This is a genomic window from Streptomyces pseudoechinosporeus, assembly GCF_054783935.1.
Window position 1 is genome coordinate 422,980 of record NZ_BAAGPS010000005.1, and the last position, 12,565, is coordinate 435,544.

Here is a 12,565-nt window from a genome sequence, read left to right on the forward strand (position 1 = left end):
GGCCGAGGAAGTTGAGGACCACTCAGACCGCTCACCGTGGCGGTGATCCTCGCCATGATCGCGTCCCGGTCGCCCTGCCGGAATCGCCCTGATCCGCCGGCTCAGCACTGGCATGACGCATGGATCGCGGACCTTGGCCGCAACGACGCCATGCCGGGGATCGGACACCGGAACCGCAGGTACCGCCGACCGGCCGGCGGTCGGACATGCCGAGGACGAGGGCTTGGCAAGCCGTGGCCGGGATGCGCATCGCGTTGCATACGTGTCCACACCGGCGCCGCGAGGTCGTCGTCAGTGCGGGCGGATCAGCCGCCGGCTCGCCAGGGTCATGCCCGTCGGGGAAGGAGCAACCCGGCTTGCCGATCGTCCACGGCTGCGTGAGCGTAGGTGGTCGGAGAGTGACGAGGAACGGAGAGGCGGAATGGTCGGTGTGCTCCGGCATCTGGCGCGGCCCGTCTGGCAGGGCGCCGGGCGGCTGACCACCCCGTTGCTGCCTGACGACTTTCTGGCCGTCGTCGATCCCCTGTGGTCGGCCAGGTGGCCGGCGGGCCGGGTGGAGCTGGTACGGGCGGAGACGGCGGACGCGACGACGCTCGTGGTGCGGGCAGGGCGCGGCTGGTCGGGGCATCGCGCGGCCGGGCAGTACGTGCCGGTGGGAGTGGACATCGACGGCGCACTGCACTGGCGGACGTACTCGATCACGACCCCGCCGGACGGCTCCGGGCGTTTCGCGATCACCGTACGGGCAGTCCCGGACGGGCGGGTGTCCCCGCACCTGGCCCGCCGGGTCCGGCTCGGGGAGAGACTGCGCCTCGGTCCTGTCCAGGGGGATTTCGTGCTGCCCGGCCCGCCGCCTCCGCGCCTGCTGTTCCTGACCGGCGGTATCGGCATCACTCCCGTGGTGGCCATGCTGCGCGCGCTCGCCAGGCGCACGGGCCACCGTCCGGACACCGTGCTGGTGCACAGCGCGCCGGACGCCGACCGGGTCGTCTTCGGCGGTGAACTGCGTGCGATGGCCACCCGCGAAAGCTGGTTGACGCTGCATGAACACCACACCCGCCAAGAAGGGCGGCTGGATCGGGTACGCCTGGGCGCTCTGTGCCCTGGCTGGGAGAAGCGCGAGAGCTGGGCCTGCGGGCCGGAAGGGCTGCTCGCGTTCGCCGAGCGGGCCTGGCGCGACGCGGATGCCCGGCACCGGCTGCACCTGGAACGGTTCCGGCCGCCGTCACCGGCCGTGCCCGGCAGGGGATCGGGCGGGCACGGCGGGCGGGTGCGCTTCACCCGCAGCGGTGTCGAGACAGACGCCGGCCCGGCCACGTCCTTGCTGAATGTCGGTGAGGCGGCGGGTGTCGTCATGCCCAGCGGCTGCCGTATAGGCATCTGCCGCAGCTGCCTCAGCCCGCTGTCCGCCGGCCGGGTCCGCGACCTGCGGACCGGCGACGTACACGGCGAACCGGGCGATGTGATCCAGACCTGCGTGTCGGCCGCCTGCGGCCCCGTGCACCTCGACCTGTAGAGACCACCCGCGCACATAGACCTGTAAAGACCATCTGTCGAGCCTCGATGCCTGTCGGGCCTCGAGCCTTTAGGAAGGGAGAACCAGTGGCCGCTGCGCTTACTCTTGCGCCGTCCGAAGCCGACGCCTTCGGGCAGGAACTGGACCGCATCCGCGCCGAGGTGCTGGCCGAGCGCGGCGCCGAGGACGCCCGCTACATCCGTACCCTCATCACCGTGCACCGCGCCCTGGAGGCCGGCGGCCGGGCCTCACTGGCGGTTTCCCTGCTGCCGCCCGCCTGGATGGCCGGGACGGCGATGCTCACCACCGCCAAGATCCTGGAGAACATGGAGCTGGGCCACAACATCCTGCACGGTCAGTGGGACTGGATGCGGGATCCGGCGATCCACTCCACCACCTGGGAGTGGGACTTCCCCACCCCGGCCGCCGCCTGGAAGCACACCCACAACGACCTGCACCACACCTGGACCAACGTGGTGGGACGCGACCGCGACCTCGGCTACGTGGCCATGCGGATGAGCCAGGACCAGCCCTGGCGCCCCGTCCATCTCCTCCAACCGCTGTACGGCGGGCCGCTGCTGGCACCGGTCTTCGAGTGGGCCATCGCGCTGTACGACCTGGAGCCCGAGACCGTCGTCCAGGGCCGCAAGTCCGTGCGCGCGTTCCTGGGCGACCTCGCCGGGATGGCCCGCAAGGGGGCGCGGCAGTTCGCCAAGGACTACGTCCTCTTCCCGCTGCTGGCCGGCCCGTCCGCCCTGCCCTGCCTGCTCGGCAACCTCACCGCCAACGTCAGCCGCAACATCTGGGCGCACACCGTGATCTTCTGCGGCCACTTCCCCGCCGGTGCGGAATCCTTCACCGAGGACCAGATCGAGGGCGAGTCGCGCGGCGAGTGGTACGTACGGCAGGCACTCGGTTCGGCGAACATCGACGGCGGCCCTCTCCTGCACATCCTCACCGGCAACCTCAGCCACCAGATCGAGCACCATCTCTTCCCCGACCTGCCCAGCAACCGCTACGCCGAGATCGCTCCCCAGGTGCGCAAGCTGTGCGAGAAATACGGCATCCCCTACACCACTGGCCCGCTGCTGCGGCAGTACGCCTCCACCTGGGCGCGTATCTGGCGCATGGCGCTCCCGTAACACCCCCGTACCAGCCGGTTCGCCGACGCACGTAGCTGACGGTCACGGTGGCAGTCCTGCCGAGTCTCAACGCAGGCCTGTTGCGGACATGGGTGCTCGATCGGGGCGACCGGGGAGCACAGGACGAGGAGGGTCCCTGGATGGGCGTGCGCGGCGCCGCGGCGCGGGCCGACCGCCTCAGCCGCACAGCCCGTCCAGTCTGCGCCGGGCCGGAGATCCAGGATCGGTCCCTACGACGTTACTCCACGTGCCGGCGAGCGTCGGTCCCCCCGGGTATCACCGTGACGCCAGTGCCCGGTTCGGTGGGCAGGGACCACAGGACCGGGCATACGCTGCAGGAGGGGGCGTATGTGAAAGCGCTGCGCTGCGCTTCGACCCCAGACGTCTGAAGCGGCGACCTCGTTCATCCTCAGCGCGCCGCCCTGCAGGAGGTACGCCATGGATCATGAGCCCTTGCCCTCCGCGGACCGCGCCGAGGTCCGTATCATCGCGGCGACGCCGGAGGCCGCTCGTCGCGTCGCCGAAGTGCTCCACCGCTGCTTCTCCTCGACCGAGCAGCGCAGCTACCCCGCTGGCGGCGAGGGCGCAACCCGTCTCCATCTCACCGTCGACACGACGCACGCCGCGGAGCCTGCACGGTCCTGGCTGGCAACCAGCCAGTCGTCCTTCGAGGACCACCAATATTCGGACGAAGTGTGACAGGACAGTGAAGGCCACAGAAGCCCAGCCGCACATCCGCGCCCGCACCGCCAGCCAGCACCCGGAGAACAACAGCCATGGCGACACTGCGTGAACGCAAGACCTACCGGAAGAGGGTCATGAATTCTGTGTATGAGGCCGTCGAACGCAATCGCCCGGAGGTCAGCGGAGCCACACTCCGCGACAAGCTTCGTATACCCGACGAGGACCTGTCCGCAGCCTGTGCCTACCTGGCCGGCGAGGGCCTGATCACCGTCGACTGGACATCGCACAAGACACCCGCGACCGTCTCGCTGACCCATGAGGGCATTCGGTTCATGGAAGAGCAGGAAGAACTCGACTGAAACACAGGGAAAGCATCCTGCCGTCACGGCCGCCCGCTCAATGGCACCAACGGCGATTTCGCACGCCGCAGTAGCAGCAGAAGCCAAGTCCCTTTGGCAGCGGACGCTTCGGCGCGGGGAACCTCGCCTCAGAGGGGAGGTCGTCGGGCAGCAGCCGGAATGCCTTGTGGCGGCCCAACGGGCATACGGCGCGGAAGTCGCGGCGGTCGAGTGTGCGGATCGCGTCCGTGTCGCAGCCGGAGGCCCCGTGTGGGGGCGCTTGGACGTGGTGGTCAACAACGCCGGCGCCACCAAGCTGATGCCGCTGGGTGAGACCACCCCCGACGGCATTGCGGCGTTGTTCGGCCTCAATGTCACCGCACCCAGCCTGCTCGCCCACGCCGCCCTGCCGCACCTGCGCCGGACCAAGGGCTCGATCGTGAACGTCTCCAGCACTTACGGCCACCGACCGATGCCCGGCGCCGCGCACTACGCCGCCTCCAAGGCCGCGCTGGAACAGCTCACCCGCAGCTGGGCAGTGGAACTGGCCACCGACGGCATCCGCGTCAACGCACTGGCCCCCGGCCCCACCGAAAGCCAGGCGCTCACCGCCGCCGGGCTGCCTGAGACGACCGTCGAACAGATCAAGCGGGAGGAGACCACCCGCATCCCCCTCGGCCGCCGTGGCGAGCCCGACGAGGTCGCCACCTGGATCCTGCGCTTGGCCGATCCGGCCACGACCTGGCTCACCGGCCAAATCCTCACCATCGACGGCGGCCTGGAACTCACTTGACCAAGACCGACCGCAGAGCACGATGACGACCGTCCTCCCCCGCTACGTCCGTGTTCGGGGAAGGGCGGCCGGTCCGGTCAGTGACTGCCGGTCAGCTGGCCGGCGAGGCGCCCGTGCATGTCGGCGCTGGGTTTGTTCAGGCCGACGATCGTGACCTTCTTGCCACGCTGGGCGTACTTGGTCTCGATCGCGTCCAGGGCGGCCACCGTGGAGGCGTCCCAGATGTGGGCGTCGGACAGGTCGATGACCACGTCGTCCGGGTCGTCCTTGTAGTTGAACTGGTAGACGAGGTCGTTGGAGGAGGCGAAGAACAGCTCGCCGGTGACCGCGTAGACGACCTGGTTGCCGTCGGGGTCGACGACACCGGAGACGTTGACCATGTGCGCGACGCGCTTGGCGAAGATCACCATGGCGGTGATGCAGCCCGCTACGACGCCGATGGCGAGGTTGTGGGTGGCGACCACGCAGGCGACCGTGATGACCATGACAGTCATCTCACCGAGCGGCATCCGCTTGACGGTCTTCGGGGCGATGGAGTGCCAGTCGAAGGTGGCCACCGAGACCATGATCATGACGGCCACCAGGGCCGCCATGGGGATGTCGGAGACGATCGGCCCGAAGACGATGCAGAGCACCATCAGGAAGGAACCGGCCAGGAACGTCGACAGGCGGGTGCGGGCCCCGGAGACCCGTACGTTGATCATGGTCTGGCCGATCATGGCGCAGCCGCCCATGCCGCCGAAGAAGCCGGTGACGATGTTGGCAACGCCCTGACCGAGGGACTCGCGGGTCTTGTTGGAATGGGTGTCGGTGATGTCGTCGACCAGCTTGGCCGTCATCAGCGACTCCATCAGGCCGACCAGCGCCATGGCGAACGCGTACGGGGCGATGGTGGTCAGTGTGTCCATCGTGAAGGGCACGTCGGGCAGGCCCGGCACGGGGAGGGAGGACGGCAGTGCGCCCTTGTCGCCGACGGTCGGCACGGCGATCCCGGCCGCCACGGTGATCACGGTCAGGATGATGATGGAGACCAGCGGGGCCGGGACGACCGTGGTGACCTTCGGGAAGAACACCATCAGCGCCAAGCCGCCGATGACCAGCGGGTAGACCATCCACGGCACGTCGTGCAGCTCCGGCACCTGCGCCATGAAGATGAGGATGGCCAGGGCGTTGACGAAGCCGACCATGACGCTGCGCGGCACGAACCGCATGAGCTTGGCCACACCGAGCGCGCCCAGGATCATCTGGAAGACACCGCCGAGGATGACGGCCGCGATGAGGTAGCCGAGCCCGTGCTCCCGGTTGAGCGGGGCGATGACCAGGGCGATCGCGCCGGTCGCGGCGGAGATCATGGCCTTGCGGCCGCCGACGACCGAGATGACGACGGCCATGGTGAAGGAGGCGAAGAGGCCGACCGCCGGGTCGACCCCGGCGATGATCGAGAAGGAGATCGCCTCGGGGATCAGGGCCAGGGCGACGACCAGGCCGGCCAGCACCTCGGTGCGCAGGACCTTCGGGGAGTCGAGCCAGTCGGGTTTGACTGTGTTCTTTGAAAAGCGGGCGCGGAACTTGGGGGCTGCGGGCAGCGGTGAGGACATGCAACCGTTTCTGTTCAGGCGCACGCGTCACCGGTGGGGACACGTCCGCGTCGTACACGACTCCGCGCACAGGAGGGGCGGAGTCCCTCGGCGGCCCGGCCACTTCAGCGGGGCCCAGCCGATCTGTGTGACAGCCGTCCGGCTGCCGGTCGGGCATCATGGCCCGGAAGTCTTCGGATGCCATCGGGGCCCGCGCCATGGCGGTTCACTGGTGCCGTCCTCTCGACGGCAGCGGCGAACAGGTAGAGACTCTACCCTGACGTGAGGGCAGAGTGCGACGGTCGGCATGTGAAACGCAGGTAAACGCCTATCAAGATCCTGTGATTCATCTCACGCAAGCGGTAGTGCTTTTCGGATTCGAAACTCGAAGGAAACAACGAAGGGGATCATGAGGCGATGACGGATCAGCGGCAGATGCAGATCGGTGAGGTGGCCGAACGGACCGGTTTGTCGCTGCGCACCATCCGGCACTACGAGGAAGTGGGCCTGGTGATCCCCTCGGCCCGCAGCAAGGGCGGCTTCCGGCTGTACACGGAGTCCGACGTCGAGCGGCTGATGGTGATCCGCCGGATGAAGCCGCTGGACTTCTCCCTGGAGGAGATGCGCGACCTGCTGGACATCACCGACAGGCTCGCCGTCGTCGAGAACCCGCCCGTCGGCGAGGAGCTGCAGCGCCTGCGGGAACGGCTGGACTCCTACCGGAAGGTGGCCGACGCCCGCTGCGAGACCCTGCGGGCCCGCCTGGAGATGGCCGAGGACTTCGCCTCCACCCTGCGCCGGCGGCTTCAGGCGGACGCCCACTCGGGCACCTGAGCCGCTCTGGTCGCGAAGCACGTGCGCCGGGCTGAGGTCTGGGTCAGTCGCCCACCAGCGCCCGGCAGACGACTGAGGCACCCTGCGGGCCACACCGTCCTCGCCCCTCGCCGGTCCGGCGGGCCCAGGCGGCCTTCACCGGGCCGCACTCGATGAGGCTTGCGACCCGTGCCGCACGGTTCAATCGTGGGCGGCGATGAGGTGATCGAGCCGGGCGTCGGGGAACTCCCGCTCGAAGGAGCCCGCCTGCCAGCGATCGGGGAAGAGAGCGAGCTGGGCCTTGTCCCGTACACGGGTGAGGGCCTCGCCCTTGACGATGCGGGAGCGGTTGAGGGCCTCCCCGCCGGACGTGTCAGTGGAGCGGGCCACGTGATACGGCAGCATCTCCAGTCTCACGGCGGCGGAGAACTCCCCGGCCATCCGCGCGCTGACGACGTCGAACTGCATCGGCCCCACGGCCGCGAGCACGGGCGCCTGGTCCCCTCGCAGATCGGAGACGAGAACCTGGACCACGCCCTCCTCGTCCAACTGCGCGATGCCGCGCCGGAACTGCTTGGAGCGGGAGAGGTCGACGGGGCGGGCCACGGCGAAGTGCTCCGGCGCGAAGGTCGGCATCGGCGGGAAGACGGCCGCCTGGTCGGCGTAGAGGGTGTCGCCGACGCGCAGGGCGGTGGCGTTGACGAGGCCGACGACGTCGCCGGGGTAGGCGATGTCGACCATGGAGCGGTCCTGGCCGAAGACGCTGTGCGCGTACTTGGTGGCGAACGGCTTGCCGGAGGCGGCGCGGGTGACGGTCATGCCGCGCTCGAAGATCCCCGAGCACACCCGCATGAAGGCGATCCGGTCGCGGTGGGCGGGGTCCATGTTGGCCTGTACCTTGAACACCAGCCCGGAGAACGGCGCGTCCACCGGCCGGGCCCCACCGCCCTCCAGCTCGCGCGGACCGGGCGGCGGGGCCAGGTCGACGACGGCGTCCAGTACCTGCCGTACGCCGATGTTGGAGATCGCCGCGCCGAAGAACACCGGCGTGGTCCGGCCCGTCAGGAACCCCTCCTGGTCGTGCTCGGCGCCGTCGGCACCCAGCAGCTCCAGTTCCTCGGCGGCCTTGTCCCAGTCCGCGCCGTCCTCTGTGGCGGCCTGCTCGGCGGGGACGGGTTCCTCGATCGCCTCGTGGGCGCCGCCGGGGGTACGGGTGTAGCGCAGCATCCGCTCCGGTTCGCGTACGTCGATCAGGCCACGCAGGTATCCGGCGTCACCCACCGGCCAGGTGACGGGGGTGGGCCTGAGGCGGAACTCGCGCTCGATCTCGTCCAGCAGCTCCAGCGCCTCACGGCCGGGCCGATCCCACTTGTTGACGAACGTGATCACCGGAATGCCGCGGTGCCGGCAGACGTCGAAGAGCTTGCGGGTCTGCTCCTCCAGGCCCTTGGCCGCGTCGATGAGCATCACCGCACAGTCCACCGCGGCCAGCACCCGGTAGGTGTCCTCGGAGAAGTCCGCGTGACCGGGGGTGTCCAGCAGGTTCAGCACGCAGTCGCGGTGGGCGAACTGGAGGACGGCTGAGGTGACGGAGATGCCGCGGGCCTTCTCCATCTCCATCCAGTCCGAGGCCACCCCGCGCCGCCCGGCCTTGCCGTGCACCGCGCCCGCCTCGGTGATCGCCTGGGCGTGCAGCGCGAGGGCCTCGGTCAGGGTGGACTTGCCCGCGTCCGGGTGGCTGATCACCGCGAACGTCCGCCGCCGCGCCGCCTCCGACGCCGCCCAGTCACTGGTGGAGCTCATCGCACCGCCTCCGCGTCCGCCGCGGCAGCAGCATCCACGAGGCGGGCCAAGTGACCGTGCAGGGAGCGGGCGAAGTCCTCCGCCTTTCCCAGCTGCCGGCGCAGGTCCTCACACCGTGCGTCGGCCTTCACCCAGTACGTACGCAACCGTTCCACCAGTTCCTCGTGTGCTTGCTCGTCGTTCTCCGGCAACGGCCGGCCGTCGTCGGGGAGCTGCTCCAGTACCTCCAGCAGGGCGCGGATGTCCTCAAGGCAGAAGCCGAGCGGTCGCATCCGCCGCACCAGCGCCAGACGGCGCACCTCGGCCTCGGTGTAGAGGCGGAAGCCACCCATGCTGCGCTCACTGGGCACGACCACACCCACGTCCTCGTAGCGGCGGATCGTGCGCAGGGACAGCCCCGTACGTTCGGACACCTCGCCGATCTGCATCAGCCTTCCGGTCACGGCCTCACCGCCTCGCCTCGTCGTCCGGCGCCCTTGCCGGACTGAAACCTACCCTCTCGTTAAGGTAGGTTTGCAAGCGAGTGGAACCGGCGGCGCTTTCACCGCCCTGACTGCCGCCGCCGTCCAGGGCAGCGCCATCCCCGCTCCCCCTCGGGGTGGTGCTGCCCTCCCCTCGTTCTCCCTTTGACCGCGCTGCGCGGGAGCGGCATCGTGACGGTGTCGCCGGCCGAGGCCGTGGAGACGCTGAAGACGGTTCCGCAGGAGCGGCACGGCAGGGCGGCGGGTGTGCTGCTGGGCGCGCGGCTCCTGCCGGGCGGACGCGACGGCGAGGCCGGGCCACGCCTCGACGTCCCGGGGGCCGCGCTCGCGACCGCCGGGATCGCCGCGCTCACCTACGGGCTGGCGCAGGCGGAGTCACGCGGCTGGAGCGATGCCCTGACCGTAGGTGTGACGACGGCCGGGTTGCTGGTGGTGGCGAGCTTCGTCTGGGTGGAAGTTCGGGTGGCGCCGACGCCTTTGGTGCCCTTACGGCTCTTCCGGATCCGTTCCGTGGGCGTGGGCAACCTGATCCTGCTGCTGACCGGGGCCTGCCTCACCCCCATGTGGTACTTCCTCTCCCTGTACATGCAACAGGTCCTGCACTACGGGCCGTTGCGCACGGCGGTCGGCTTCCTGCCGCACACCCTGGTGACGATGGCTGTCGGTGCCCGCCTCGCGCCCCGCCTGCTGAAGTACGCCGATCCGCGCACGCTGATCATCACCAGCGCCGCCGTCTCGGCGGCCGGCTTCTGGTGGCAGAGCCGCATCACCCCGGACAGCGGCTACCTCGACGGGGTACTGGGCCCGGCGCTCCTGATCTCCGTCGGCAGCGGGCTCCTGCTCACCCCGATCACCACCGCGGTCACCAGCGGCGTCGACTCCGCCGACGCGGGGGCCGCCTCCGGGCTGATGAACACCACCAAGCAGGTCGGCGGCGCGCTCGGCCTCGCCCTGCTCTCCACGGTCGCCGCCGCCGACGTCCCCGGCGTGCGGGCGCTCACTACCGGATACGCGCGGGCGTTCCTGGCCATCGCCGGGGTCCTGGCCGTCGTCGCCGTCGTGTCGCTCGCCCTGCCGCACCGCCAGGAGGAGACCCGTTAGGCGGGGAGCGTCGCCGCCTGGGCGAACTGGGCCTCGTACAGGCGCGCGTACGCCCCACCGGCCGCCAACAGCTCCTCGTGCGTGCCCTGTTCGACGATGCGGCCCGCTTCCATGACCAGGATGGTGTCGGCGTCGCGGATGGTGGAGAGCCGGTGGGCGATGACGAAGCTGGTGCGGCCGGTGCGCAGGTCGGCCATGGCGTGTTGGACGAGGGCTTCGGTGCGGGTGTCGACGGAGGAGGTGGCCTCGTCGAGGACGAGGATCGACGGCTGGGCGAGGAAGGCGCGGGCGATGGTGAGGAGTTGGCGTTCGCCGGCGCTGAGACCCTCGCCGTTCTCGTCGAGGACGGTGTCGTAGCCGTCGGGGAGGGTGCGGATGAAGTGGTCGGCGCGGGCCGCCTTCGCCGCCGTCACGATCTCCTCGTGCGTGGCGCCGTCACGACCGTAGGCGATGTTGGCGGCGATGGTGCCCTCGAAGAGCCAGGTGTCCTGGAGCACCATGCCGATGCGGGCGCGCAGTTCGGCGCGGGGCAGGGCGGCGATGTCGGTGCCGTCGAGGGTGATGCGGCCGGCGGTGGGTTCGTAGAAGCGCAGCAGCAGGTTGACCAGGGTGGTCTTGCCGGCACCGGTGGTGCCGACGATCGCGACGGTCTGGTGCGGGGCGACGACGAGATCCAGGTTCTCGATCAGCGGCTCGGCCGGCTCGTAGCGGAAGGAGATCTGCTCGAACTCCACCTTGCCCGTGACCTGTTGGAGTCGCTGCGGCACCGTGGGGTCGGGGGCCTGCTCGTCGGCGTCGACGAGTTGGAAGAGGCGTTCCGCCGATGCGATGCCGGACTGGACGATGTTGACCAGGGCGGCGGCCTGGGTGATGGGGTTGTTGAACTGCAGGGTGTAGGTGATGAACGCCTGGATCTCGCCGACCGTCATCGCGCCGGACGCCACCCGCAGCCCACCGAACACGGTGACGGCCACGAACGTGAGGTGGCCGAGGAAGGCCAGGGCGGGTTCGATGACGCCGGAGAAGAACTGGGCGCGGCGGCCGGCCTCGAACGCGGCGTGGTTGCGCCGGTCGAAGTCGCGCTGGGCGTCCTCGCTGCGGCCGAAGAGCAGTACTTGGTCGTGCCCGGTGAACATCTCCTCGACGTGGGCGCCGAGGTCGCCGGTGGCCCGCCACCCTGCACACACGTCACCGCGCTCATCGACCAGCACCTCGCCGACATCGACCGGCGTCTGACCGAACTGCGCCAGACCCGCACCACGTTGCGCGCACTCGCCGGACGGGCGGCCACGACCGACCCGGCCGAGTGCACGGACGCCGACATCTGCCGCATCCTGGTCGGGACGAACAGTGAGCGCCGTTACTGAGCCGCGCCTTCGCCCGGGCATAGCTTTCCGGAGGTGAGAAACCTCCATCGCGCATGACGAGGAGAACGGTAATGCTGCGCGCAGTATGGAACGGCACCGTGATCGCGGAAGCCCCGCGCACCGTGATCGTCGAGGGCAACCACTACTTCCCGCCGGAAACACTGCACGGCGAGTACTTCACCGAGACCCGCAGCCGGTCGCTGTGCTTCTGGAAGGGGCTCGCCCGCTACTACACCGTCACGGTCGACGGGCGGACCAACCGGAACGCGGCCTGGTACTACCCCCACCCGAGCCCGCTCGCCCGCCGGATCAAGAACCACGTCGCGTTCTGGCAGGGCGTACGGATCGAGGGCGAACCGGGGGGCACGCCATGAGCGGCCGCCGGCTGGTCCGGACGGCAGCCTGGACGGCGACCGCGGCGGCCGTGGCCGTCGGCGGATACGCCGGGCTGGTCAGCGGGGCACTGCCGGTCGACCTGGGAGTGGGCCGACGTGTCAGACCGCTCGGGCCGCAGACCCTGGACATCGCGGCGCCCCGGGAGGTGGTCTTCGACGTGATCGCCCAGCCGTACGTGGGGCGCGCCACCCGGGCCATGCGGGAGAAGGTGCGAGTTCTGGAGCGCGGCAGCGACATGGTGCTGGCGGCCCACGTCACGCCGGCAGGCGGGCGGTGGAAGGCGGTCACGGTGGAGACCGTACGGTTCAGCCGCCCCGAGCGCATCGACTTCCGCCTCGTGCGCGGTCCGGTCCCGTACGTCGTCGAGTCGTTCACCCTGACCGAACTGCCCACGGGCACCCGCCTGTTGTACGAAGGGGAGCTGGGCACCGACCTGTGGCGGGCCGGAGCCTGGTGGGGTGAGAAGGTGGCCGCCCGCTGGGAGGCGACCGTCGCCGGATCGCTCGCCGCGGTCCAGGAGGAGGCGGAGCGCAGGGCCCGGCGTTGACCGGCG

The 12,565-nt window shown here is 70.0% G+C and carries 13 protein-coding genes and 2 pseudogenes; 10 read left to right on the forward strand and 5 right to left on the reverse strand.

The window, feature by feature from the left end; translation table 11 throughout:
• Positions 1 to 421 precede the first annotated feature (421 nt).
• The 4 genes from ACYVO6_RS08670 (at position 422) to ACYVO6_RS08685 (ending at position 3,701) form a co-directional block, all read left to right on the forward strand.
• On the forward strand, positions 422 to 1,516 hold the full coding sequence (locus tag ACYVO6_RS08670) for a ferredoxin reductase (protein WP_461058947.1): 1,095 nt from the start codon (positions 422 to 424) through the stop codon (positions 1,514 to 1,516).
• Positions 1,517 to 1,602: 86 nt separating this feature from the next.
• The gene (locus ACYVO6_RS08675) at positions 1,603 to 2,658 is read left to right on the forward strand and encodes a fatty acid desaturase family protein (RefSeq protein WP_461058949.1); all 1,056 of its coding nucleotides are present in this window, start codon (positions 1,603 to 1,605) and stop codon (positions 2,656 to 2,658) included.
• A gap of 438 nt (positions 2,659 to 3,096) precedes the next feature.
• Positions 3,097 to 3,357, forward strand: coding sequence for a hypothetical protein (locus ACYVO6_RS08680; protein ID WP_461058951.1), 261 nt, complete (start codon positions 3,097 to 3,099; stop codon positions 3,355 to 3,357).
• Between the two features lie 77 nt (positions 3,358 to 3,434).
• The gene (locus tag ACYVO6_RS08685; RefSeq protein ID WP_461058953.1) at positions 3,435 to 3,701 is read left to right on the forward strand and encodes a hypothetical protein; all 267 of its coding nucleotides are present in this window, start codon (positions 3,435 to 3,437) and stop codon (positions 3,699 to 3,701) included.
• Between the two features lie 133 nt (positions 3,702 to 3,834).
• Here the strand turns inward: ACYVO6_RS08685 and ACYVO6_RS08690 are convergent.
• Positions 3,835 to 3,945, reverse strand: a pseudogene (locus ACYVO6_RS08690) (VapC toxin family PIN domain ribonuclease); the annotation flags it as partial.
• 3 nt (positions 3,946 to 3,948) lie between these two features.
• On the opposite strand from ACYVO6_RS08690, the gene ACYVO6_RS08695 reads away from it, so the two are divergent.
• Positions 3,949 to 4,473, forward strand: a complete 525-nt coding sequence (locus tag ACYVO6_RS08695) for an SDR family NAD(P)-dependent oxidoreductase (protein ID WP_461058955.1) — start codon at positions 3,949 to 3,951, stop codon at positions 4,471 to 4,473.
• A gap of 77 nt (positions 4,474 to 4,550) precedes the next feature.
• On the opposite strand, the gene ACYVO6_RS08700 is transcribed toward ACYVO6_RS08695, so the two are convergent.
• On the reverse strand, positions 4,551 to 6,071 hold the full coding sequence (locus tag ACYVO6_RS08700; protein ID WP_461058957.1) for a SulP family inorganic anion transporter: 1,521 nt from the start codon (positions 6,069 to 6,071) through the stop codon (positions 4,551 to 4,553).
• Positions 6,072 to 6,467: 396 nt separating this feature from the next.
• Between ACYVO6_RS08700 and ACYVO6_RS08705 the strand changes: the two genes are divergently transcribed.
• On the forward strand, positions 6,468 to 6,884 hold the full coding sequence (locus tag ACYVO6_RS08705; RefSeq protein ID WP_461058959.1) for a MerR family transcriptional regulator: 417 nt from the start codon (positions 6,468 to 6,470) through the stop codon (positions 6,882 to 6,884).
• Positions 6,885 to 7,064: 180 nt separating this feature from the next.
• On the opposite strand, the gene ACYVO6_RS08710 is transcribed toward ACYVO6_RS08705, so the two are convergent.
• Positions 7,065 to 8,666, reverse strand: a complete 1,602-nt coding sequence (locus ACYVO6_RS08710) for a peptide chain release factor 3 (RefSeq protein ID WP_461058961.1) — start codon at positions 8,664 to 8,666, stop codon at positions 7,065 to 7,067.
• Complete coding sequence (locus tag ACYVO6_RS08715; RefSeq protein WP_461058963.1) at positions 8,663 to 9,109, reverse strand: MerR family transcriptional regulator; 447 nt, start codon at positions 9,107 to 9,109, stop codon at positions 8,663 to 8,665. The genes ACYVO6_RS08710 and ACYVO6_RS08715 overlap by 4 nt, the downstream gene beginning before the upstream one ends.
• Positions 9,110 to 9,319: 210 nt before the next feature.
• Here ACYVO6_RS08715 and ACYVO6_RS08720 point away from each other — a divergent pair, with 210 nt between their 5' ends.
• Complete coding sequence (locus tag ACYVO6_RS08720; protein WP_461058965.1) at positions 9,320 to 10,249, forward strand: MFS transporter; 930 nt, start codon at positions 9,320 to 9,322, stop codon at positions 10,247 to 10,249.
• On the opposite strand, the pseudogene ACYVO6_RS08725 reads toward ACYVO6_RS08720, so the two are convergent.
• Positions 10,246 to 11,424: pseudogene (locus ACYVO6_RS08725) on the reverse strand (ABC transporter ATP-binding protein); the annotation flags it as partial. The gene ACYVO6_RS08720 and the pseudogene ACYVO6_RS08725 overlap by 4 nt on opposite strands.
• Here ACYVO6_RS08725 and ACYVO6_RS08730 point away from each other — a divergent pair.
• The 3 genes from ACYVO6_RS08730 to ACYVO6_RS08740 all read left to right on the forward strand — a co-directional run bounded on the left by ACYVO6_RS08730 (position 11,371) and on the right by ACYVO6_RS08740 (position 12,559).
• Positions 11,371 to 11,616, forward strand: coding sequence for a MerR family DNA-binding protein (locus tag ACYVO6_RS08730; protein ID WP_461059373.1), 246 nt, complete (start codon positions 11,371 to 11,373; stop codon positions 11,614 to 11,616). The pseudogene ACYVO6_RS08725 and the gene ACYVO6_RS08730 sit on opposite strands and share 54 nt — an antisense overlap.
• Positions 11,617 to 11,687: 71 nt before the next feature.
• Positions 11,688 to 11,990: a DUF427 domain-containing protein gene (locus ACYVO6_RS08735; RefSeq protein ID WP_461058967.1), complete on the forward strand. Its 303-nt coding sequence runs from the start codon at positions 11,688 to 11,690 to the stop codon at positions 11,988 to 11,990.
• Positions 11,987 to 12,559 carry an SRPBCC family protein gene (locus ACYVO6_RS08740; protein ID WP_461058969.1) on the forward strand — a complete coding sequence of 191 codons (573 nt, stop codon included), beginning with the start codon at positions 11,987 to 11,989 and terminating at the stop codon, positions 12,557 to 12,559. Before ACYVO6_RS08735 ends, ACYVO6_RS08740 begins: the two co-directional genes overlap by 4 nt.
• The last annotated feature ends 6 nt before the right edge of the window (positions 12,560 to 12,565 follow it).